Source organism: Clostridium facile (assembly GCF_014297275.1).
Taxonomy (GTDB): Bacteria; Bacillota; Clostridia; order Oscillospirales; family Ruminococcaceae; genus Massilioclostridium; species Massilioclostridium facile.
Genome location: NZ_JACOQK010000001.1, coordinates 1583395 through 1608618 on the forward strand (window position 1 = coordinate 1583395; position 25224 = coordinate 1608618).

17 protein-coding genes and 3 tRNA genes are annotated in these 25224 nt (G+C 37.9%); 15 read left to right on the plus strand and 5 right to left on the minus strand.

All coding sequences use genetic code 11. The features are described from left to right. Nucleotides 1-25: 25 nt before the first annotated feature. From H8Z77_RS06570 to H8Z77_RS06585, 4 genes are all read left to right on the plus strand, one after another. On the plus strand, nucleotides 26-1282 hold the full coding sequence (locus H8Z77_RS06570; RefSeq protein WP_186996532.1) for an ROK family transcriptional regulator: 1257 nt from the start codon (nucleotides 26-28) through the stop codon (nucleotides 1280-1282). Between the two features lie 149 nt (nucleotides 1283-1431). Next, nucleotides 1432-2088: a Crp/Fnr family transcriptional regulator gene (locus H8Z77_RS06575; protein WP_186996533.1), complete on the plus strand. Its 657-nt coding sequence runs from the start codon at nucleotides 1432-1434 to the stop codon at nucleotides 2086-2088. A gap of 10 nt (nucleotides 2089-2098) precedes the next feature. Then, nucleotides 2099-2317, plus strand: a complete 219-nt coding sequence (locus H8Z77_RS06580; RefSeq protein ID WP_069986687.1) for a hypothetical protein — start codon at nucleotides 2099-2101, stop codon at nucleotides 2315-2317. Between the two features lie 48 nt (nucleotides 2318-2365). Next, nucleotides 2366-2812 carry a GatB/YqeY domain-containing protein gene (locus H8Z77_RS06585; protein ID WP_069986685.1) on the plus strand — a complete coding sequence of 149 codons (447 nt, stop codon included), beginning with the start codon at nucleotides 2366-2368 and terminating at the stop codon, nucleotides 2810-2812. Between the two features lie 323 nt (nucleotides 2813-3135). Here the strand turns inward: H8Z77_RS06585 and H8Z77_RS06590 are convergent, their stop codons facing one another. Beyond that, on the minus strand, nucleotides 3136-3390 hold the full coding sequence (locus H8Z77_RS06590; RefSeq protein WP_076939095.1) for a FeoA family protein: 255 nt from the start codon (nucleotides 3388-3390) through the stop codon (nucleotides 3136-3138). A 69-nt stretch (nucleotides 3391-3459) separates the two neighbouring features. Here H8Z77_RS06590 and H8Z77_RS06595 point away from each other — a divergent pair, with 69 nt between their 5' ends. The 5 genes from H8Z77_RS06595 (at nucleotide 3460) to H8Z77_RS06615 (ending at nucleotide 9022) form a co-directional block, all read left to right on the plus strand. Further along, complete coding sequence (locus H8Z77_RS06595; RefSeq protein ID WP_186996534.1) at nucleotides 3460-3708, plus strand: Smr/MutS family protein; 249 nt, start codon at nucleotides 3460-3462, stop codon at nucleotides 3706-3708. Nucleotides 3709-3796: 88 nt separating this feature from the next. Then, nucleotides 3797-3889, plus strand: a tRNA-Ser gene (locus H8Z77_RS06600). Between the two features lie 991 nt (nucleotides 3890-4880). Then, complete coding sequence (locus H8Z77_RS06605) at nucleotides 4881-5405, plus strand: hypothetical protein (protein ID WP_186996535.1); 525 nt, start codon at nucleotides 4881-4883, stop codon at nucleotides 5403-5405. A 98-nt stretch (nucleotides 5406-5503) separates the two neighbouring features. Further along, nucleotides 5504-7369 (plus strand): glycosyl hydrolase, encoded by a 1866-nt coding sequence (locus H8Z77_RS06610; RefSeq protein ID WP_186996536.1) that lies wholly within the window; start codon nucleotides 5504-5506, stop codon nucleotides 7367-7369. A 15-nt stretch (nucleotides 7370-7384) separates the two neighbouring features. Next, nucleotides 7385-9022, plus strand: a complete 1638-nt coding sequence (locus tag H8Z77_RS06615) for an FIVAR domain-containing protein (protein WP_186996537.1) — start codon at nucleotides 7385-7387, stop codon at nucleotides 9020-9022. An 837-nt stretch (nucleotides 9023-9859) separates the two neighbouring features. Here the strand turns inward: H8Z77_RS06615 and H8Z77_RS06620 are convergent. From H8Z77_RS06620 to nuoE, 4 genes are all read right to left on the minus strand, one after another. Next, nucleotides 9860-14341: a family 78 glycoside hydrolase catalytic domain gene (locus H8Z77_RS06620; RefSeq protein WP_186996538.1), complete on the minus strand. Its 4482-nt coding sequence runs from the start codon at nucleotides 14339-14341 to the stop codon at nucleotides 9860-9862. 372 nt (nucleotides 14342-14713) lie between these two features. Next, the gene (locus H8Z77_RS06625; protein ID WP_069986673.1) at nucleotides 14714-16411 is read right to left on the minus strand and encodes a [FeFe] hydrogenase, group A; all 1698 of its coding nucleotides are present in this window, start codon (nucleotides 16409-16411) and stop codon (nucleotides 14714-14716) included. A gap of 5 nt (nucleotides 16412-16416) precedes the next feature. Beyond that, nucleotides 16417-18300 (minus strand): NADH-quinone oxidoreductase subunit NuoF, encoded by a 1884-nt coding sequence (gene nuoF / locus H8Z77_RS06630; RefSeq protein ID WP_069986671.1) that lies wholly within the window; start codon nucleotides 18298-18300, stop codon nucleotides 16417-16419. Then, nucleotides 18290-18781, minus strand: coding sequence for an NADH-quinone oxidoreductase subunit NuoE (nuoE, locus tag H8Z77_RS06635; protein WP_069986668.1), 492 nt, complete (start codon nucleotides 18779-18781; stop codon nucleotides 18290-18292). The genes nuoF and nuoE overlap by 11 nt, the downstream gene beginning before the upstream one ends. 273 nt (nucleotides 18782-19054) lie before the next feature. Between nuoE and H8Z77_RS06640 the strand changes: the two genes are divergently transcribed. The 6 genes from H8Z77_RS06640 (at nucleotide 19055) to H8Z77_RS06665 (ending at nucleotide 25221) form a co-directional block, all read left to right on the plus strand. After that, a complete protein-coding gene (locus H8Z77_RS06640) occupies nucleotides 19055-19441 on the plus strand; it encodes an ArsR/SmtB family transcription factor (RefSeq protein WP_436231579.1) in 387 nt (128 codons plus the stop codon). A 30-nt stretch (nucleotides 19442-19471) separates the two neighbouring features. Beyond that, the gene (locus H8Z77_RS06645) at nucleotides 19472-21640 is read left to right on the plus strand and encodes a heavy metal translocating P-type ATPase (RefSeq protein ID WP_186996540.1); all 2169 of its coding nucleotides are present in this window, start codon (nucleotides 19472-19474) and stop codon (nucleotides 21638-21640) included. 356 nt (nucleotides 21641-21996) lie between these two features. Further along, nucleotides 21997-22085: transfer RNA gene (locus H8Z77_RS06650), tRNA-Ser, on the plus strand. A 109-nt stretch (nucleotides 22086-22194) separates the two neighbouring features. Then, nucleotides 22195-22285 (plus strand) — tRNA-Ser (locus H8Z77_RS06655). A 1007-nt stretch (nucleotides 22286-23292) separates the two neighbouring features. Then, nucleotides 23293-23934, plus strand: a complete 642-nt coding sequence (locus tag H8Z77_RS06660) for a TetR/AcrR family transcriptional regulator (protein WP_186996541.1) — start codon at nucleotides 23293-23295, stop codon at nucleotides 23932-23934. A 171-nt stretch (nucleotides 23935-24105) separates the two neighbouring features. After that, nucleotides 24106-25221, plus strand: coding sequence for a hypothetical protein (locus H8Z77_RS06665; protein ID WP_186996542.1), 1116 nt, complete (start codon nucleotides 24106-24108; stop codon nucleotides 25219-25221). Nucleotides 25222-25224: the final 3 nt, after the last annotated feature.

The window sequence follows — 25224 nt, forward strand, 5'->3', positions numbered from 1 at the left end:
TTGTAAAAAAAAGGAGTTGACAAATATGGAACAGTCCGGTATTAGCAAGTTAGATCTAAAACGTTGTAACCGTATGCAAATTCTTAAATTACTCCGCCAGCACGGACCTACTTCCAGAATAGACATCTCTCGTTCATTAGAGCTTACACGGGCAGCTGTTACAATTATCACAAATGAAATGATGGAAAATGGCATTTTATATAAAAAAGGAGAGGCAAACCCAAACGGAAAAAAAGCAACCAGAGGGCGAAAAAAAGTTTTAATTGATATTGCGCCCAACTATAAATTTGTGTTTGGTGTAGTGGTAGACCGTGGTGTGATTAGTGTTGGTTTATCTAACCTTAATGGAGATGTTCTCGGTAAACGTTCGGAACGTCTGCCTGATATGTTAAACGTACAACGGATGCTAGATTCTATTGCACGCCATGCAAAAGATATTAAAGCGGAAAGTTGTTTAACCAATGATCAAATCCTTGGAATGGGGCTTTGTATCCCAACCCAACACTTTACAGAACTTGGCGTGATTCCAAAAGGAGAAAAGATGGATTTTACTCCTTTGACAAAGCCGTTAGAAGAAATATTAGGATACCGTGTTGTGGCAGAAGAATTGGTAAACTCTCTTGCTTTAGCTGATATTGATTTTGGTTACGAAGAAGATAAAAAACCTCGTAATATGGTGTTTGTTCGCTACCGTAAGGATATTACATCATCTGTAATTATTGACAACTCCATTTATTTTGGGATCCATCATAACGCATGCCAATTTGGCCATTTAGTAGTGGATCCAAATGGCCAACACTGCAAATTCTGTGGATGTGACGGCTGTTTAAGTACCATTATTTCAGGGGAAGCAATGACTAAAAAAATAGATGCTATCTACTCTCCTGAAAACACCCCTAAACTATTTGCTGCTTTAGGGCCAGATTCAAAGGCACCAGGGCAACGTGTTTTAAATGAGGCAAATTTATTTGGTGACCCAAAAATTTGTGATATTATTGCGGATTGTGCTAAATATTTTGCAATGGCAATTATTAACACTGTTCGAATGTATGACTCAGAAAAAATTGTATTTTTTGGAAAAATGTTTGAAAATTCTGCTTTGGTAAACTTTCTACGGCAACAGCTTTCTTCTTATTTAGATTCTGAAATGCTCAGCCTAATTTCTATTAGTAAGATTAAAACAAAAGCAATCTATTTGGCAGGTTGCTCCACAGCGGTAAGAGAATTATTCATCAAACGCGGTGGATTGGACGATAATTCTTTCATAGAAACAGAGGATTAAATGAATTATGATACAGTATAGATTTCTATACTGTATTTCTATTTATTAAGCAAATCTATATCAAATTGATTTTATAACGTTCATATGGTATAATTTATATTTTAATGAAAGCATTTTTATGAAAATATATGCTGTTAGGAATGAAAAAAATGGAAGATTGTAATCAACAAATATTACAGCAGTCATTTTTATTTCAAGGACTATCAAAGGAAGAGTTTCAAGAACTGCTGGTTTATTTTCCATCTCCTGAAGTATTTGCCAAAGGAGAAATTATCTATTCTCGGTCCCATTTTCGAAAGGCGATTGGTATTATTTTATGTGGAGCTGCCCAAGTAACTTGTGGGAATGGCCCATCACAAATCCTAGTAAACCAAATTGTACCAGGTAATATATTTGGATCTGCCACTTTATTTGAAGAACAAAATTATTATGTAAACGAAATTAAGGCGGAAAAAGCTACTACTATATTGTTTTTATCCCAACAAACATTAACTTTGATTATGAAAAAATACTATATTATAGCAGAAAACTATATTCGGTTTCTATCTAATGGTGTTCGGTTTTTTAACCATAAAATAGCAGGATTTGCATTGGGTTCTTCTCACCAAAAAGTAGCTATGTACTGTGCGCAACATTGTGATAGCCAAGGGCGAGTTCAATTTTCTCAAAGTATGGTATCCTTAGCAAAAATTCTTCATATTGCCCGCTCCAGTTTATACCGTTCTTTAAGCGAACTGGTAAAAACCGGCTTTCTTAGAAAAGAAGGAAACTATTATTATATGCAAAATGACTCTTTTCATCCATAAGGAGCTTTTTATGAAAGGCTTAGATCATCCATATCGTACCCATGTCCCAGGAAAAGTTATTATGTTGTACGAATGTTGCAAAAATAATATGGTTCCCACTGGTAGGATGCTTCATTGCAAACAAGGAGATTTTCCATTGCTTGTATGTTCTATCTGTAAAAAAGAATACATCTTTTTCCAGAGACAATATCGTTGGATTGAACAAAGGTTAAAATATAATATCACATAATCAAAAACAATATTAAATTTAATTTTAAAATGGTAGGAGGTTTTTAATATGAGTAAAATGGACGAAGTAAGAAAAGCAATGATGCAAGCCTTAAAAAACAAGGAAATGGATCGAAAAGAAACGTTATCTTTATTGTTATCCGCTCTAAAAGCAAAATATATTGATAAACGGGAGGACTTAACCGAGGAAGAAGAAAACGCAATTATATTAAAGGAAATTAAACAAACTCAGGAAACTATGGAAAATGCTCCAGATGGACGGGATGATATCCTTACAGAATGCAAAAACCGTTTGGAAGTATTAAATGAGTTCGCTCCAAAAATGATGGATGAAACAGAGATCAAACAAGTAATTCAATCTGTATTAGATCAATTAGGAATTACCCAACCTACCGTAAAGGATAAAGGTATTATTATGAAAAACTTAATGCCTTTGGTAAAGGGAAAGGCAGATGGTGGTCTAGTTAATCGTCTGGTAGGAGAATACCTAAAATAATATATTTCTTTGATAAAATAGTTTTCTTATGTATCAATAATAGTAGTTTTCTTTTTTCTATTCTTTACAGATTAAATGTTAAATATCCTAAAATAAGCGTTCCATTTATTTTTTAACGGGGCGCTTATTTTAGTACTATTGTATTGCTCGTTATTTCATAACATCTAAACCTGTATTTTCAATATTATTTGATAAAGTATTGTTAGTCAAAAAACTTCTATGTTACAAACCAAAATTCTCATTTTTAAAAAACGTTTTTATCCGATAAACAATATAAATTAAATCCCGTTTGACGAACTAGAAAACTGATATTGTAGAACTAATTATTCTTTTTTACGAAAAAGTATTTTTACTTGTATTTGCATCGCAGCAGAGCGAGCAATAGCCAATGAATACCCTCGTAAATGTAGTTCCATTGGGTCCCCCAAAGGGGCATATTTATGAACTTTTATTTGTACTCCTGGAGTTATGCCCATTTCGATTAACCGTTTTCGCAAAGCTTTATTTCCCCATATGTGCAATACAACACATGTTTGTCCCGGCCGTAAATGGTTTAGTGTTAATTTCACTTTTTTCACCTACTTTATTGATTTCAGCTCCCTTTTATGTTACACTAGTACTAATTTTATAGGAATAAGGTTAATATTATGACTTTAGATAATAAAAAACAAATTATAACTGTGGATCTACACAATATGGTAAAAGAACAAGCAAAACGTTATTTAGAACAATTTTTAAACTCTATTAGTATAAATGTAAAAGAAGTTCATATTATCCATGGGTATCATTCTGGTACAACCCTACAAAATATGATTCAAAAATGTCTGAAACATCCTCGTATCAAGCAAAAGATAAAATCATTTAATCAAGGGGTTACAATACTTTATTTAAAATAAAAAAATTTTAAAAAAGATATTGACATAATTCGATCATCATGCTATAATAATTAAGCTGTCTGATGAAACAGCTTACAATTTTATAACTGGAGAGATGGCTGAGCTGGTCTAAGGCGCACGACTGGAAATCGTGTGTAGGGCAAACACCTTACCGAGGGTTCGAATCCCTCTCTCTCCGCCAGATTGAGTCCGGACGCATATTGTGTTTGGACTCGTTTCTTTTATCAAGGTAATTTTCTCACAACCAAATCGCATCTATTTTGTTTGACCTTTCTAAACTAAGTCCGAATGTATATCGCATTCGGACTTTTTTCTTTTTATAAACTACAAGTGTCATAACTTACATCAATCAAATAATCTATTTTGAGAATATAAAACAAATAAGTTTGAATGTAAACTATATTCGAATTCTTTTTTAGATTATGATGATAGATCGGAATAAATAACTTGTTATTTTGAACATGTGATATGGCGAACTGAATCTTAGATATAATTTACGCTTTAGACAATAAGATATAATTACATCTACGGAAAGAAAAATGTATAAAAAATATTGAATGATATATGGATACCAAAAAATAAAATGTTGATTATAGGATACTGGAAAATATAATTAGATACTGGTAATTTTTTCTTATTTTTGGCTTTATCTGCATTGTTTCTACCTTTGTATACATCTATAAAAAGTTTGTCATTTACTATACAAGAAACTTTCTGTTTTTGTTTTTTAAATCCGCAACCCTTTCCATTGACAACAATTTTAGCGTTTTATATAATATTTTTATCATAATTATTAATATTTATATCATTTTTACATATAGTTCCATTCATAGATCGAAACAATGAAAAATATCATTATCAATTTGCAAATCACAACTTTATATTTAGGGATAGCTACTATTTTTTATATTCACTAAAACAGATGCGAATATCTAACCTACTGCTAATCGGATCCATGTTGAAGTTTGAGTTTCAATTTTTCCAACAGTATGGATAGCTGCCATAAAGGAGGTGTATATGGCATATTACCGCATCTTTGTTTTATAAAATTTAAGGTAAAAAGTAAAGGGGGAATATATTTTTAAAGCAAATAGATTCTAACCAGAAATAATAATGAAGAGGAAACTAATTTTTTAAAAAAGAGCCGTTCGCAAAGGAAGGAAGAAAAAGATATGTCCAAAAAATTAAAATCAAGTCTAGCTGCATTACTAGCAGCCATTCTTGTTACCGCATCGCTTCAGCCAATTAGTACTGTTATTGCGGCAACAGGAAGCGGAAAAATTCCCACAACAAATGTGGAAGATTCTTTTACTCAAAAATTACATCAAATGTATGACGAACCAGAAGAAAATTTTTGGCCATGGGCACGTTGGTGGCTAAATGAAGGACATCATACCAATGCGACTTTGGAAGAAGAAATGGAAAAAATACATGATCAAGGTTTTTCTGGTGTCGAAGTTTTAGCTATGCCTGATAATGGTGGTGCTTACGATTCACAGCGTTCCTACTATGGCTGGGGTTCTGCTGAATGGGTCAACGATACAAAACTTCTCATAAAAAAAGCAACTGAACTGGATATGGGTATTGCTATGACAAGTGGTACTAACTGGGAATCTGCAAATCTCCCTGATACCTTTACCTATGATGGAGAAAGCTTTAATCCAGACAATAAAGCCGCTTTGAAACAATTAAAATAACAACCAATACAGTCGAAGCTGGACAAAGCTATTCTGGAGCCCTTACACTCCCTACAATCCCGGATGCAATCAAAGAAATATATGAACCTGAGTTTGAGTTGCAAGGTGTTTATGCATATACACTGGAAAGCACTGAATCCAATGGTAGCAGGATCAATGATGTTAGTGTTGGAGAATATCAGGTTCATGATATTACACCTGTTGACCTAATGGCAGAAGGAGCAGTGGATACCAACACAAATACAGTAGAATATACTAATAACACAGGTTATCCTGTCCATATTGTGGCAATATGGCTTCATGGTACCTGTCAAACCGCTGAACCATCCGTGGCTACAAACTATACTGTCAATTATATGGACCCCTATGGAATCGAAGCTTTGAAAGAATATTGGGATGAATATATTCTTACACCGGATATGGAAGAATTAATCCGGGAAAACGGCAAGGTAGAACTGTATATGGACTCTCTTGAACTAAGCTGTTTTAACCGTAATAATCGGGAAATGATTTGGGGCTTAGAGATGAGAGAAGGATTTATGGAAGAATATGGATATGATCCTATTCCTTGGATTCCATTTGTCCGTGGTAACCACCGCTCCGGTGGAGCTACTAGCTTTTATGAAGCTTATTCTGACGCAGATAAAGGCAAAACTGCTCAGGTCAGAAACGATATCCTAGAATATGTAACTAAAATGTATTCAGAAAACACACTGGAACCTCTGCGTGAATGGCTGCATGAAAAAGGTATGACACTGCGTGCAGAAATTTCCTACAACCAGCCTTTTGAAATTTCGACTCCGGCTGAGTTTGTAGACGGTGTTGAGACGGAATCCCTTGATTTTGAATCACAAATTGACCGATACCGTGGTATGTCCGGAGGAGCCCATGTATTTAATAAACTATATTCTGTTGAGATGGGCGCTTTGGGTAACGCAACCTATAAAATGAATATTGACCAGCATACACAACATATTTATGCAGCATTTGCTGGCGGTGTCCAAAAAAATGTGTTACATGGTTATTCTAGTATTGTAGGTAGCGACCAAGTATTATGGCCTGGAAACGACGGAATGCTAAATACCTATCCAGAACGGTTTAGTGAAAGGCAACCATCCAGCATTCATTACAAAGAATGGACAACCATGATTTCCCGCTATCAAAAAATGTTGCAACAAGGCGTTTCAAAAATGGATTTTGCAATCCTACGTACCGACTACCACTTTGATAGTTTACACCGTAGAGCGGAGGCACTCCAAACACCTGCACAATATGAAGTAGGCCATTACTTCAGAGATTTGACTATGCAACAGATGGGTTATAACTATGAGTACTTTGCTTCATCAATTTTAGAAAATGAAGAATATATTGAATTTAAAGATGGACAGATTAATCCTGACACAATGGGATATAAAGCTGTCATCCTCTATCAGGAACAGATCTCACTTTCCAGCGCAAAAAAACTGCTTGAGTTTACTCAGCAAGGTTTACCAGTTGTATTTGTAAATGGGTTGAGTGAAGTAATTGAATGCCAAAGCGATACTGTTTACAATACCTGGCAGCATGGAGAAGCAGCTAGCAAATCCATGTACAGTTATGATTCTGATGAAGAAGTACAGGCAGTTGTTGCACAAATCAAAGCTTTACCAAACTCAAGGACAGTGACTGCATCTGAAAATGGTATTGATAATGATGCTTACTTAGCATTGCAAGAACTTGGAGTTTATCCACGTGCAGCATTTGATGAAACCAATCACAATATTGTAACTACAATGCGTGAAACTAATGATGAAGTTTATCTGTACGCATATAACCACAGATGGGATCAGCAAGAAGCTTATGAAGTTGAAATCACACTCGATATACCTGGTAAACCTTATCAATACAATGCTTATACTGGTGAAATAGAACCATTGAACTATAGTTTACAAAATGGTAAAACAGTATTTTCCTTAACAGTTTAACCTGGTGACGCCACTATGGTAGTACTGGATAAAAACAGTGCCGATAGCCTACATGTTGTCAGTACAACTGCAGATAAAGCATATATTTCAGAGGGTTCCGTTTATATGCTCGCTTCTCAAACCGGTAACTATACGGCTACATTAAGTGATGGTTCCACTGTAACACAAGATATCACGGTTCCAAATGATATTGAGTTGCCAACCTGGAATTTGACTGTTGAAAAATGGTCTCCAGATTTGAACGGTATCCAAGAATATGCTACAGAATCCCGTCCAGAAGGTTGGGCTTCTGATATTATCGGTGAGGAAGCATCAGAACGTCTCTTTGGTAATCCTGTTTCTCCAGCTTATTCCTCTACAGAATATATTTGGCCTACTAGCAAAGAAAATATTAATGTTGGTCCAATCTCTGACCTTATATCCTGGAAAGACATTCCGGAATTAGGTGAATATGTATCCGGCATTGGATATTATGAGACAACATTTACCCTTCCAGATAACTGGAATAGTAGTAATGGTGCATATTTGGATATTGAATCCATTAGCGGACAGACAGGTGCCGTTTATGTTAATGGACAAAAGGTATCTGTATTAAATCCACGTGACACTGTAGCCGATATAACAGATTTCTTATCTCCTGGAGAAAATACAATTAAAGTGGAAGTTACCAGTATTTTAATGAATGCTTTAAGGGATTTATATCGTCCAGGTGGATTATATGAGGAACACACTACAAATGACCGGTATCCTGGATGGACAGGAAACGCTGATTCTGAAAACAATCAGTCCCGCGATTTTGGTATGACAGGTAATGTTGTTTTAAAAACTTATACCAAATCAGTAACTGTAGAAGTAAATAAAGATATCTTAAATTCTGTGATTACCTATGCAGAAAATGCAAAATCAAGTGGTGAATATGATAATGCCATTGAATCGGTACAAAAATCCTTTGATAAAGCATTGGAAAATGCGAAAGCAGTGGCAGACAATGCGGTAGCAACACAGAAAGAAGTGGATGTTGCATGGCAGACCTTGTTGAACGAAATCCATAAATTAGGATTTATCGCAGGGGATAAAGCAGAACTAGCAAGCTTAATCGAAGCAGCAAACGGAATTAATGCTGAACTAGACCGTTATATAGAAGCAGGCAAAGCGGATTTCACCGCAGCATTGGAAACAGCACAAGCAGTTTACCAAAATGGTGATGCAATGCAGTCAGAAATCAATGAAGCAGCAGATAATCTGCTAAACGCAATGCTGAACCTGAGATACAAAGCGGATAAAACCATCCTGGAAGAAGTGATAGCGGAAGCAGGAAAAGTAGATGCAAGCGTATACACAGCAGAAAGCTACGCAGTACTGACAGCAGCAGTAAATAATGCAAAAGCAGTAATGGAAAATGAAAACGCAACCCAGGAAGAAGTAGATACAGCAGTAGTAAGTGTACAAGAAGCAATGAAAGGTCTGGTAGCAGTAGAAAAACCATCTACCGAAACATCAGATGACAACAAAGCGGATAGTACACAAACAGGACAAGAAAGTACAACCACAAAAGCAAACGCAGCGAAAACAGGGGATATAACCCCAATCGCAGGAGCGATAACAATAGTAGTAGCAGGAACAGTACTGTTGATTTCCCGCAAGAAAAAATAATATGATCAATCTTTATGTTCTTTTTCTCTATAAATAAATTAAAACAATCTCCTTATCAGCCACAGGTCACTTTAATAGTGACCTGTGGTTGTTTTTTACGGTAAAAAAATATTGACAAAAATATAAAAAGAATCTTCTAATCCATTTTTTAAAATTAATTTTACATCTAAATATTTTATCATTTTATTTGTATAAGATAACTTTTAGGGAAATAATGGATTGTCTATTTGTATAAATTATTGTTATGAATACTATGAGTATTTTTATTGCACTATAACCCATTTTACAAGTCATAAAACCCCATTCGTTTTCATGAATTTTTATTTAGCATATAAAATAACTTATCTGTTCAATTACACAAAATATGATCTATTTTTTAATCTCTAAATTTACATATTGAATTTATAGATTGTATTATACTATTTGTAACAATCAAAACAAAGATATTACGAAAAAAGCATAATTTTTATTTATCACTCAATAGATTCCAATTGTTGTTTTTACTATCTAAAAAATTTATTAGATACTAAAATCATGATATTTTTTAAAGCACTTCCCCTCAAAAAACTACCAAAGTTTATCTATTTTCATCTATAAAAAAGTTATATTCATTTAAAACCTACACCATAGGAAAAAATAGTTTCAGATTAGTGCTGAATTCAACTATATCGTCCGTCATACATAGTAATATAAAACAAGATACCGTAAGAGTAACGCCTATAATATGATAATGTTGCTAATAACGACAGATAAAAAAGTAAAATAATAAAAATCAGGGGTCCGATTTGGATCCCCTGATTTTTATTACTAAGAAAGAAAAAATGTCCCTAATTCAAGTTATTTTTTCTTACGGGAAATCAACAGTACCGCCCCTGCTACTACTGCCATTGCTGCCGCTCCTGCAATTGGAACAACATCACCTGTTTTCGCTGCGTTTGCTTTTGTGGTTGTACTTTCTTGTCCTGTTTGTGTACTATCCGCTTTGTTGTCATCTGACGTTTCGATAGATGGTTTTTCTACTGCTACCAGACCTTTTATTGCTTCTTGTACACTTGTTACTGCTGCGTTTACTTCTTCCTGGGTTGCATCTTCGTTCGCCATTACTGCGTTCGCTTCTGCTACTGCTGCTTCCAATACTGCGTAGCTTTCTACTGTGTATGCATTGGAATTAACTTCATTCGCTTCTGCAATCACTTTTTCCAGGATAGACTTATCCGCTTTGTATCTCAGATTCAGCATCGCGTTCAACAGATTACTTTCTGCTGTTTCGATTTCTTCCGCCATTGCATTGTCTTTATCCATTAATAAATCTTGTGCTGCCTTCAATGCTTCTAAGAATTCTGCCTGACCTGCTTCTACATAGTCATCCATGTCATAACTTTCTGCTAATACTACCAAATCTTCCAAAGAAGTAATATCGCCTTTGACAAAGCCTAGTTTATGGATTTCATTTAATAAGGTCTGCCATGCTGCATCTACTTCTTCCTGAGTTGCTGCATCATTTCCTGCTACTTCTTTTGCTGCATTCAATGCTGCTTGGAAGGATTCCTGTACATCTGTGATGACATTGTCAAATTCATCACTATCTGCTGCGTTTTCCGCATAGGCAATGATTTTATTCAGGATGTCTTTATCGGTTTCTACTATACTTTCCTGTTCACTCGCTACAAAGTGGTAGCTTCCGCTGCCTACTGTATAGACATAGTCCCCGTTTTCTTCCTGACCTACATAGGTTATTCCATTTCCATCTTTCTGGAAAATATCATTGCCGGACTCAGTAATGGTTTTTGCGTCTTTCATTGGGATTTTAATGGTTGCAGTGCTGTTTGCTGGAACAGTTACATCCCATATCAGGTCGCCGTCTACTATATCCCAATTGGATTCCGCCAACCCTCTAATGGTATCAATCGAACTATCTACATATTCCAATTCACTTTCAACACCTGGACGGTAGGTAATTTCCTCATAACCTGCTTCGGTTTCGGTAATTCCTCCCAGTCCTTTAAACATCCAGGTTGCTGGACCGCCTCCCATCATGGCATGGTTTTGGGAATCATAAGCACCTACATCATTTGGAGTTAAGTTAGAGTTAAAGGTTTCACCAAATTTATCCCAATATTCCCACAAGGTTGTCGCACCGTTATCAATCATATAGCCAAAGGAACATTTTTCTGGAGTAATGGTCATATCCAACAATGTTTTATGCTGGTTGGCTTCTCCCAGTGCGCTGTAAATGGATTTTGTTCCCAATACACCGGTTTTAATGGTGGTATTAGCGTTGGTAACAGCGTTCACCAATGTTTGTACTACCGCTTCTTTATTTTCAGGTGGTACAATTTCAAAATCCAATGCCATTGCATTTGCGGTTTGGGTTTCGGTACTGAAATAAGTCTCTTTATTATAGGTATTCTGCAATGCCTGATATACATTATCTAAATAAGCATCTAACTCTGTATGGTCTTCTCCGATAACATCCGCCATTTCAGCTAATAAGCAACCACAATAGTAAAAATATGGCGCAGTTAAAAATCCACGGTCAATTTTTCCTTCCTGGTTATCGTATCCCAGCCAGTCACCATAAACATTATCAGTTACAATATAATCCCCATCTTTATCCAAAGATTTATAGTAATCAAATACCCTTGTCAATGGTTCATATGCCATTTCTAGATAATATGGATCTCCTGTCTGCATATAGGTCTGATATGGAAAAACAAAATAAGCGGATGTCCAGGTAATATCAAATCCAGCATTAGTGGCAATATCAGTAGAAATCCAAGGTACCACTGTAAATGGCTGCCCTTCTTCAGTAATGTCCAAATACATAGTTTTCATAAATGCTTCCGCTGTAGTATAATCATCCAACATAATTGCCGCAGATTCTTTAATAACGGAAGCATCCCCAGTCCAACCATTCTTTTCACGTTGTGGACAATCGGTATAATTGCTCATCATATTAGAACGTTGGGATTGGTAGTACATATCAAATACCTGATCCAAACGGTCATTGGAAGAATCAAAATAACCTGTTTGTGTTACATCATCGCTGACAAAGCAAGCGGTGAAATCATTCGGGTCAAATTCTCCCTGAACCCCCTCTACCGCTACATAACGGAACCCAGTATAGAAAAATCTAGGTTCAAAGCTATCTTCCCCTCCGGAAAGGGTATAACTACAATATGGGTGGTGGAAGGTTGATGTCCCGTTAATCGAACCATCTTCATTTAGCAATTCCGCATATTTTACAGAGATCGTGGAACCTTTTGGTCCAGTGGTATCTACTTTTACATAACCCTGCATATTTTTTCCGTAATCCAAAACATAATTGGTAGTTGGTTCAATAAAACCAGCCCATTTGGAAGAGTCTATTTTATCAAAATTATCCTCAGATACCACCTGCCCGTTTTGAGTAACACGTACATAATCCACTGTACTGCTTTCATCTATGGTTGTACGGAATCCCAATGGTCCTGTCGTACTACCTTCTGGAAGATCTACTTCATCCACTAAAATATCACCAATATAGGTAGCCACATGGTTGCCTTTTACTTCAATTTTCATATGTACCCAATCATTGATTGGATCAACCCCTGGTGTCCCAAAAATGCCTTTAATATCAGTCCAATCTCCTGGTCGATGCAGATAAAGCGCACCGTTGTTATCTGGTTTAATCTGCCACATACATGGGTTTGGATTTCCACTACCAAACAAAAATCCGAATACACTGTTAGTTTTTGCTGCTACCTCAACGGTATAATCCCCACTAAAAGATTGGTTGGAATAGAATGTACCACAGTTGGTTGGCAGAACCAACGCCCCATCTTCCGCATAGGGACGAGTTTTATCCACAGATGTACTTTCATGGACTGAAATTGGTTTAATTTCATCAATTACTTTTGTACCGCTGATAGAAGGGACTAAATCAGGAGAAGATGGAAAATTCCATTTTTCATAATCTACTGTATCGAAATTATCTTCAAAGATCACCTCTCCATTTTGTTCTACCCACATTTTGTCCAAATCAAAGGATTCATTTAAGGCCGCTCGCATTCCTATTGGACCAGTCGTTTCCCCTTCTCCTACAGTGGTGGTATGGATAGTGTTTCCATTGACAGAAGTTGTTACTGTTGTTCCTTGGATCGTAACGGCAACATCAATTGGAACGTCTTTTTTTATATCATCGCAAGGGATGGTATCTACTGTTGTCCACTGTCCTGGATGGTGGGCACGCAATACTCCTGCCCCTTCCACATTAAACTGCCACATGCCAGGGTTTGGATTTCCATGTCCAAATACTAACCCATACGCATTCTGTCTTGGAGTTACTGTTGCGTGAATGGTATAATCCCCACTAAAAGATTGTTTGCTGTAATAAATACCGCTATTGGAAGGGATACGTAATTGTCCATCCACAATAGTAGGTCCTGCTGGTAATGCGTTTGACCAGGTTTCATCCTCTACATAATCGTTAGTATCCCAACTGTCACGCAAATTGGCATTGACATCTTCCCCAGTAGATAAATTTTCTCGTGTAATTTCTGATTTTGCAGAAGCCCTCCAATTGGTATCAGTGGAGATCGTTTGGGTCGTACCATCTTTATAATAAATTTTTATCATACCAGCAGCACGGTCACCCAGCGAATTGACGCCGCTTACCATAACACCAATTGTATTTTTTCCGTCCTGCAAATAAGGCAAAATATCATAAGTATTATAATAACATTCTAAATCAGCAACCGGTTTTTTAGGTGCCAACACCATATCCCCTACTTTATTGCCATTCATTCGCAGCTCCATATAAGAAGTGCTACCGATATAAGAACGTGCCCGATCTATGTTTTCCAATGGCTGATCCAGCTCAAAGGTTTTTCTCAATAAACTGTCGGAAGCAATCCATTGCCCATCCACTTTTGCCGGAGCGGTTTCGATCGTTTTAGGATCACTCCAACTGGATTCTGTTCCACTTTGGTCCTTAATATTGACTTGATAGGTGTACACTGTTTCCGGCTTTAGCCCTTGTGGCCGGATACCTGTTTGTTGGTCTGATGTAACCCATCCACTGTCCCATACAATGGTATCTTTGCTATCCTTTACGATTACATGGTATTCGGACTGTACCATACCACGGTTTTCCGCATCAATTTCCCAACCAATCCGCACATTATCAGCATCAATTCCCAGATCATAGCGGGAACTTGTTTGAAAAGCAGATACCTCCAAACCGTCATCTTCCAATGCAAATGCTGGAAGCACTGTACCAATAACGGATACTGCCATCGTTGCAGAAAGCACAACGCTCAAAAGTCGTTTTAACTTCATATTTTCTTTTCCTCCTTGAACATAAAAGATAAGTTTATTATACCCTGCTATAAATTACATCACAATAGAATAAATAAACAAAAATAGTTGATTTTTATTAGATATATTGAACTGTTTATTGTTAAAAGTACCTCTATAAATTTTTTTATTGAAAAAATCGCACTTTTATTTGGATATTCAGAACATTCTACTTTTGATAGGCACTTCAAAAAATATTGACTCGATATAGAAAATCCGGTAATTAATTCATTCTAAAAGGAATCATATGATAAGGTGTCATATATTTGCTGAAAAGCTATATCATGACATTCAAGATATTTATACATAAAAAATAAACGGAAGCAATAAAATCTTCCGTTTATTTTTTATGTATTATTTATGGTAATGAACATGTAATAAATCTTTGGTCCGGTTCTTCAAAATACCATTATACAATTCTTTTACCATTGGGTTTTCTCCAGAACGTTTAATTTGCGCAACTTTATCCACACGATAAATACCTCTTGCTCGCATTTTACGTCCTCCACGAAGATTAAATGGCTGCCCTGCTCCAGAAATACAACCTTCTGGGCAGGCCATTACTTCTACAAAATCGTAATGGCGTTCTCCGTTGGTAATTTGTTGGATAATTGTTTCCGCATTATTTAACCCGCTTACTACAGCAATTCGGATTGGATTTCCCTCCACTTCGATTTCACATTCTTTTATCTCGTCCGCGCCACGTACACCAATAAATTCTAGTTCCCGCAATGCGACGGAACTTTTGTCATCCATCACATGACGAATCACGGCTTCTGTAACACCACCAGTAACCCCAAAGATAGCACCACCACCAGAATACAAGGAAAACGGCATATCCGAAGCTTCTGGTTCCTGGTCGTTAAATTTAATACCAGTTTCTTTAATCATCTGGCATAATTCAGAAGTAGTTAAAACTAGGTCAATATCCGGCACACCTTCCCGAACAAATTCTTCCCGTGCGGCTTCTGCTTTTTTTGCGGTACATGGCATAATAGCAATCATAAAGGTCTGACGGTCATCCATTTCGTCCTGTTCCCGATAGTATTCTTTAATTACCGCCCCAAACATCTGCATTGGAGATTTACAGGAGGATACATATTGCATTAACTCTGGATGTTTGGTTTCCATATAACGTACCCATGCTGGACAGCAGGATGTGAACAATGGGAATTCTTTTGTCTGCCCCTTTTTGATTCGTTTTACAAATTCCGCCGCTTCCTCTGTAACCGTTAGGTCAGCGGAAAGATTGGTATCATAGATATGGTCAAATCCCATTTTCCTCAAGCTAGCCGCGATTTTACCCATTACGTTTTCTCCAGCAGGCAGACCGAACTCTTCCCCCAATGCAACACGGACAGCTGGAGCGATTTGGACGACAACTCGTTTAGTTGGGTCATAAATTGCGTCCCATGCCCGGTCAATTTCGTTTTTAATGGTAATTGCCCCTGTTGGACAGACAGCCGCACATTGGCCACAGTTGACACAGTCTGTTTCCGCAATACTCCGTTCAAACGCAGGGCTGACAATCATATTGGAACCACGGTATGCAAAATCAATTGCCCCAACGTTTTGTACCTCATTACACATACGTACACAGTCACCACAAAGGATACATTTTCCAGGATCACGTACAATCGCTTTCGAAGAAGTATCCATCGGTTTTTTGACGGTGGTATTTGCAAAGCGTACAGATTTAATGCCGAAACGGTATGCTAAATCCTGCAATTTACATTTTCCACTTTTTTCACAAACCGTACAATCCCTACAGTGAGCAGATAACAACAATTCCAGAATCATCTTCCGGTATTTCTGCAATTTTGGAGTATTGGTTTGGATTACCATTTTATTTTTTGGAGGAGTGGAACAGGAAGCCATAATCCTTCCCCGTTCATCTTCCACTACACACATACGGCATGCGCCGTAAATGGACAGGTCAGAGTAATAACACAAGGTAGGCAATTCGATTCCTGCTTTCCGCACAACATCTAAAATATTTTTTTCCTGGTCGAATTCCACATGGATTCCATCTACAATCATATAATTTGGCATTGTTCTTATTCCTCCCGAATGGCATTGAATTTACAGCCTTCTTTACAGCTGCCACATTTGATACATTTGCTTGTATCAATAACAAAAGGCTTTTTGATTTCTCCGCTGATTGCGCCAACTGGACAGACCCTTGCGCATTTACTACAACCTTTACATTTTTCTGGGTCAATAACGTAGTTTAACAGTGCTTTACATTCCCCAGCTGGACATTTTTTATCCACTACATGGGCGATATACTCTTCACGGAAATATTTTAAAGTACTAATGACAGGATAAGCAGCTGTTTTACCTAATCCACACAATGCGGTTTCGGAAATCATCTGAGATAATTCTTCTAACATAGTGATATGCTCCATGGTACCACGTCCAGCAACAATATCTTCTAACAGTTCCAACATACGCTTTGTCCCTTCACGGCATGGAACACACTTTCCACAAGACTCATTTTGGGTAAATTTCATAAAGAAGCGGGCAACTTCTACCATGCAGCTTTTGTCGTTCATAACAACCATTCCGCCGCTTCCGATCATAGCACCAACTTTTTTTAAGGAGTCATAATCCAAATGCAAATCCAGATGGTTATGGTTTAAGCATAAGCATCCGCCAGAAGGACCACCAATTTGTACTGCCTTGAATTCTCCGCCTTTTACACCGCCGCCAATGTCAAAAATAACTTCACGTAAAGTAGTTCCCATTGGCACTTCGATTAATCCGGTATTGTTTACGTTTCCAGTTAAAGCAAATGCTTTTGTACCATGGTTATTTTCTGGACCAATTGTTTTAAACCAATCTGCCCCTTTTAAAATGATAGAAGGAACATTGGCAAATGTTTCTACATTGTTCAATACAGTTGGCTTTCCAAATAAGCCCTGTTCTACAGTACGAGGAGGTTTTACACGTGGCATGCCACGGTTCCCTTCAATGGAGGCAGTAAGTGCGCTACCTTCTCCACAAACGAATGCGCCTGCACCCTGGTTAACATGTAAATCAAAATCAAAACCAGAATCCAGAATATTTTTTCCCAGCATCCCTTTTTCCTTCGCTTTTGCAATAGCAGTATTCAACCGTTTTACTGCCAGTGGGTATTCCGCACGCACATAAATATAGCCATGATGTGCTTTTGTAGCGATTCCGGCAATAATCATTCCTTCAATGACACGATGAGGGTCCCCTTCCATAATGCTCCGGTCCATAAATGCACCCGGGTCACCTTCATCCCCATTACAGACAATATATTTTTCCTCTTGTGGTTGAGCCAGTACCTGTGCCCATTTCACACCAGTGGGGAAGCCTCCGCCTCCGCGGCCACGCAGATTACTCTCAGAAATTTCATCAACAATTTGCTGGCTGTCCATTTCAAATAAAGCTTTTGCCATAGCGCTATAACCGCCAACAGCAATATATTCCTTAATGGATTCTGCGTTGATATGTCCACAGTGTTCTAAAGCAATACGGGTCTGTTTTTTATAGAAAGGAATTTCCTCTTGTTTACTATAAGAATGTTCTGCGTCTTTATAAATCAGGCGTTCTACAACTTCATCATGAAGGATACTTTTTTCGATGATTTCTTCACAATCTTCTACTTTTACCTTGATATATAAATATCCTTGTGGTTCAATACGGAGTAGTGGACCCATTTCACAAAAACCATGGCAACCACTTTTTTTGATACCAACGGAACCATGTTCATGTGGTTCTTTTTCTAATACTAATGAGGTATGCAGCCCTTTTTCATTGAGCAATTCCTGCATCCTTGCGTAGATATCCAGAGAACCACCTGCAACACACCCTGTACCTGCGCAAATCAGGATTTGTTTGTACTGGCTATCCAAGGAAGCCTTGTATTCTTTCCTCATCTGAACCAAATCATTATATGTATTAATTCTCATTGGATGCTTCCTCCTGTTTTAAAGTTTGAATCAATTCTTTTGCTTTTTCTGGAGTCATAGAAGGATGTACCTTGTCATTTACAGTACAGACTGGAGCTAGCCCACAAGCCCCCAGGCAGGATACTGTTTCTAAAGTAAACATCATGTCATCCGTAGTGTGTTTGGAATCGGACAATCCTAAGGATTTTCGGAATTCTTCTAAAATTGGCACCGATTTTCTTACATGGCATGCCGTGCCATCACAAATTTTGATGACATATTTTCCTTTTGGTTCTAAGGAAAAATTTTCATAAAAGGTAGCAACACTGTATACCTTTGCTTCTGGCAATTTTAGTTGGTCAGCTATATAGCATAAAGCCTCCTGTGGCAAATAATGATATTCTTGCTGGATATCCTGCATAATCGCAATAATTTCTGATTGCTGATAGGTATGATCTTTTAAAATGTGATCCAGGACCTTTTGTTCTTTTTGGGTCAACATATGCACACTCCCTATTTTAAAATTAATAATGTATTTTATTTTTATATAAATTATATACAAAACATAATCATTATACGATAAGGCTCAAATAAAATCAATAATTTTTTGTGTAATTTACATTTATTTTTGTATTATTAAACAAAAAACATTGTAAAAAACTATGTAATAACGCAAAAAATAAGTTGGATTTTATAAAAAATGAACCTTGACAAAAGATAAAAAAAGAGTTATTATAAGATTAACATATGAATATATGTGCATATATTAAAAGAGGTGACTAAATTGAACGAATGTAATGTTCCAGTTTGTAGTGAAAACTGCCCTCATCAAAATTTGATTGATTTAGCAAAACAAAATTTTCCTACTTTAGAGGAAATAGAGGAGTTAGCAGAACTATATAAAATATTTTCAGATAATACAAGGCTAAAAATTATTTGTGCGTTAGGAAAAGATGAACTTTGTGTTTGTGATATTTGTGAACTATTGTCTTTAAATCAAAGTACGGTATCCCACCAGTTACGAATCTTAAAATCCTCCAAGTTAGTCAAATATCGCCGTCAAGGAAAACAAATTTTTTATTCCTTAGATGACGACCATGTAAAAGGGATTATCTTCCAAGCATTAGACCACATTCGGGAAGATCGTTCTATTACAAAATAAAAAAGACATTTTTAGAAAGGCGGTTTTATTATGTCAAAATGTTCTTGTAAAGCATGTGCGGCAGCTGAACAGCTTACAAAACCTCAAAATTCCCATTGCCATCACCATGACCACAACCATGAGCAACATTGCCACTGCCAGCAAGTAGAAAGCCATGAGCAGGATAGTTGTGGATGTGAAGGTCACGAGCATCACACTCATCATCATGATAGCCATGATCCACCAGATGAAGAAGAACATCATAGGTGCCATGATGCTTGTTGTGAACATGACCATGGAGAAGAACACTGTTCCTGTAAGGCTTGCGTAGAAGGAGAAGCTTTGATGAAACAGGAAACACACCAAGATGAACACAACCATGACCATGGGGAAATGAAAAAGATAGATTTCATTTTGTATGGAATTTCTGTTGCTTGTTTTGTTCTTGCGTTTTTACCGATTCCAGAAATTGTTTCTACCATCTTATTTGGTGCCTGTATCCTACTAGCAGGATATGATTTACTGTGGAACGGCATTAAAGGGTTATTCCACTTAAAATTTGAAGAAGATACTTTAATGACCATTGCAGCAGTAGCAGCATTTGCTTTAGGGGAACATCCAGAAGCTTGTATGGTAGTGCTCTTATTTAAAATTGGCGAATTTTTGGAGCAGGTAGCAATCAAACGTTCCCGTAAAAATCTGAAAGCGTTAACCGAAATTCGCCCTGATACTGCCAACCGTTTATTAGAGGACGGAACTCCAGTTCCGGTAAAAGCGGAAGAAATACAGATAGGAGAGAAAATCTTAGTTCGTGCTGGAGATAAAGTCCCATTGGACTGTGTTGTCCTCTCTGGACATTCCGCAATTGATAGTTCAGCTTTAACAGGGGAAAGTATTCCAGTTCCAGCAGAAACAGGTAGCCAGTTGTTATCCGGCAGTATTAATTTATCTGGTGCCCTTACCTGTCAGGTGAACAAGACATTTGAAAACTCTACCGCTTCCCAAATTTTAAATTTGGTTTATGCTTCTTCAGAAAAAAAGGGAAAAACCGAAAAATTCATCACAAGATTTTCCAAACTGTATACGCCCATTGTGATTATATGCGGTATCCTTCTGGCCGTAGTTCCTCCACTATTGGGAATTTTAGATTTTAAAACATGGATTTTGCGTTCTTTAATCTTTTTAGTAGCTTCCTGTCCATGTGCTTTGGTTATCTCTGTTCCCCTTTCTTTCTTTTCCTCTATTGGAGCAATTTCAAAACAAGGTATACTCATTAAAGGAACAAAATATGTGGAAACCCTATCCAAAATTGACTGTGTTGCTATGGATAAAACAGGTACCATTACTTCTGGAAAAATAGAGGTAGAACGGATTGATGTAATGCCTGAATTTACCCAAGAACAGGTTTATACCTATACGGCAGCAGTAGAACAATACTCAAATCATCCAATCTCTCAGGCAATATGTGATTATACTCAAAAAAATGAAAAACTGGAAGTATCCGATGTAAATGAAATTGCTGGTTTTGGCGTTTCCGCTATCATTGATGGGCAACAAATATTATGTGGAAACCAAAAATTGTTAGCTCGTTATCAAATGACCCCTAAAACTTATGCGGCTTCCTACCTTTGTATTGATGGTAAAATTGCTGGAATGATTTATTTAAAGGAAACGATCCCACAAGCCAGTAAAACAATTGTTCAGGAATTAGAACAAAATGGAGTACAAAAAGTAGTAATGTTAACAGGAGATAGTTCTCAAGCTGCCAAAACAGTGGCAGAACAATGTGGTATTAGCGAATACCATGCTTCTTTGTTGCCACAGGATAAAGTAGAACAATTACAACGGTTAAAAACAAACCACACAGTAGCCTTTGTTGGAGATGGCATTAATGACGCCCCTGTATTAGCTTCAGCAGATTTGGGAATTTCAATGGGATTAGGAAGTGAAATAGCAAACAACTCTTCTGATGTCGTAATTATGGGAAACCAACTACAAAACCTTCCAAAAGCAATCCATCTTGCAAAACGCAGTATGGGAGTTGTAAAATTTAATATTGCCTTTGCACTATTGATAAAATTGATTGTTATTATCTTAGTAGCGATTGGATTGGCACCAATGTGGTTGGGCGTATTTGCCGATACTGGTGTTACCATTCTAGCAATGCTTAACTCTGTACGGATTTTCTCCTTTGTGCGCAAGAAAAAATATTCTTCATAAAAATCGCCACCCCCCCTCATTTCCATTAAATGAGGGGGATTAATATGCGTTTAAGTATTATATTTCCTCTGAAAATTAACTCTTAATATTTCAAAAATATCAAGAATGCTGTTTTATTGTAGATAATAGTAGAGATAAATAAAACAGAAAATAGATTTTTTAAAGATACCGTCGTATATTCATTTTCTGCTTTAAAAAGTATATTGTCAAATTTTATATAAGGCTTTTCATATAGATGCCACTGAAAACTGTTACAAAGAAAGATGTTTTTCTAAATTATTTTGGAAAACTTGTTGACAAAATACAAGTTGTTTGATATAATAAATGTCGTTGCAAATCATTTTAATATTTGATTTGGAGAGGTGTCCGAGTGGTTTAAGGAGCTGGTCTTGAAAACCAGTGATCCCGCAAGGGACCGTGGGTTCGAATCCCACCCTCTCCGCCAACCAAAGATTAACGTGTTATAGTGGAATGTCTACCTTTAGCAAGTGGACAACCCTGTAACCGCTTCTATAAAAGGAGCAAACGTAAACTTGGTAGGTGTCTTGTCATTTGGAGAAGTACTCAAGTTGGTGACGAGGCGCCCCTGCTAAGGGCGTAGGTCGGGTAACCGGCGCGAGGGTTCGAGTCCCTCCTTCTCCGCCATAAGAGGGCACTAAAAAAGATGCCTAAGCAAAAAACCTCGATAAAATCGAGGTTTTTTCGCATTTTCAGGGCAAGTTTTTCAGCATAGATTCTATAGATGCCAAACGGCAAAAATCCTATACTGACAGGACTTAAACCCACAAATAGCAAAAATCGCACTGAAAGGCGTATGGAGAGTTAAAAATTCATACGCCTTTTTCTTTTGCCCAAAATCATTATTATTCTCCCTGTTGGCATGCAGCAATAAAATATTAACACATCATTTTAAAGCCTTTTGTTTTTGATTATCACAGCAAAAACTGAAGGCTTTTTTATTGAAAGGAAAAAGTTATGTATTCAGAAATCAGGAGTACGATTCTTTGGTGTTTACCTTGTTCTACACGCCATTAAACAAACTTTTACAGATGTAAAGCGGTCGTATTTTGCAGGTAAAGCAAGGTCGAAAAATAAGCAGGTGAAAGGAACGGGGTTGCTGAGGCTTCCCCGTTCCGGTTCACAGCGGACGGCAATGCCGACCGCATCAGGGTTTTACGACTCTTTTGGCTATCAGAAACCATAGGGGTTGCAAAACCGTCCGAATACCTGTTGTCGGGGTTGTAGGTAACCATAATTACCGACTGTGCAAGGAAAAAAAGAGGGGTTGTAGCAGGCGTTGTAAAACAAATAAGCAGATGGATCATGTTTGAGAACAAGAAAAAAATTAACCTGTGGATGTATCCTGATAGCCTTGAAAAGGTGGATATTATTTGCTTTAAAAAATCTATTTTTACTCACAAGGGAGTAGTCTGCCTGTCTTGTGGACTTAGGGGTGGTTCATTATGGACCTCCTTGAAGTCCCCACTTTAAGAGAGATTACAGCAGAAAGAAAAAACATTTTATTTTAAAGAACTTATATTTACATTTCATTCACAAATTTAGGATTGCGTTTCTGCATTATTCTAATGTATAATAAAATAAATACTATTTTATTATTTTGTATTTTATATTGTTAAATGGGAGCATAAAAGATGCCGCGAAAATCTTATTCTATTGAAGAACGCCAACGAGTGAAAGAAGCATTGATGACTACTGTCCTTCAGTGCATTGTGGATAGGGGCTTGATTCATAGCAGTATTGATGTTCTGTGTAAGAAAGTAGGAATATCAAAAACCTTTTTTTACACTTTTTTCTCTTCCAAAGAGGAACTGGTCTTGCAGGCTCTACGGTATCAGCAACCCAAACTGATATATTATGCACAAAGTTTGATGGAGGATCCGAACCTAAGTTGGAGGGAAGGCGTAAAAACCTTTCTGAAAAATTGTTGCTATGGAGCCAAAAATGGAGTCGCGGTTTTGTCCATAGAGGAAGAAGGGGAAATTTTCCGCTGTCTTTCTGCGGAAAATTATAATGCCTTTCAACAGGATCAAATTACTTTTTACAGCAAATTGCTCTCTGTTTTCGGTCTTCCGGTGGACAGCATCGATGCCCGCTTATTTGGAAATCTGGCCCTTAGCATGATGATGGTCTACAAAGCGATCCCTGATACCATGCCTTTTCTCTTTTCAGAAGTTGCGGAGGATATGGTAGAGTTTCAGATCAACACGCTGGTAGACGAGATGGAGCGTGCCAAAGGAAAAACGAATAAGGTGAAAAAAGATGTTCAGAAATAAGATTTCATATTCTATAGGATTACAAGGCAATCCAATTTATTCAGATACTAAAAAAGGCCGGATTTTTGTGACCGGCTTTTGGTTCCGTGCGGATTTTTATGCCCTGCGTTAGTATGTCATTGAGACAATACGGCGCAGGGCATTTTGTTTTATAGGGAAAGGAGAGAAATGATGAAATGCAAATACCGATGCCTGATCTGTGACACGCCGTTGGGTTATGAGGGCTTGTGCTGGAAGTGTAAGTGTGAGCAGGAACGGAAAACTGCACTGACCTGGACACCGGAACAGATCATAGAGAAACAGAAAAACCTGATGGCGAATATACAGCGGCTGAGTAATATGGAGGACCCGGAATCTACCGACTTCTGGCAGCTGCTCAGTTACCGTGATGCCATCACCCCGGAGATTCAGCGGGCGGCACTGGCCGCAGAGGTGTTCTGGCCCTGTGAGATCTATTACCGTGCCCCGGCAGATGTTCGAGATGGTCTGATCGCCGCTCTGTTAAAAACCGAGAATGCCCATGAAGCGGCCAATCTGATGTGCTGTCTTGCCTTCCAGGGAGATGACAAGGCAATGGAAACGCTGCTGGAATTGGAGCGAAATCCTCGGCCATGGCGCAAGAGCCTCTATGTAGACCCATCTATCTATGCACAATGTGGTGGCTGGACCTTTGACAAAGAAGGGCATCGGACACAGCTCAATTTCGATACCTGTTATCCCATGGTGAAGGGTGAGCCTGGCGAAGCAACTTCTGTTCGCATCGGTCGAGTCCGAGAAGATACCTGCCCTCACTGTGGCTGCCAAATGGTGGACATTCTTGTGTTGGATGGTCGAGATGAACGGCTTAAATTTTTGGGGCTGGCTGGTATTTTAACTGCCACCTGCTGTCCCAACTGTGTCGGGTTTTTAAAAGGTCCCGCATTTAACAGCTTTACTCTGGACGGCGGCGTAGAGGTCTTTCCCTCAGAGCTCTTTGACGGGGCGGGAAAGATGGACTGCTATGTCCGGCCGGAGGACTACAGGTCCCTTACCGAAAATCCCTTCGTGCTGGGCGGTGCGCCAATGCCCCTGTTCTATGGCGCCGCCTGTGACGATGTGAATACCGTTGGCGGCTTTGCCAACTGGGTTCAGGACTGGGAATACACCGCCTGCCCCCACTGCGGAAAGCCTATGAAGTATCTGGCACAGATCCAGTGGGATACGGTGTTTGACTGTGCGGAGGGGACGCTCTATGTGGAGTTCTGCCCAGACTGCCAGATCGTATCCATGCAGCATCAGCAGACCTGATAG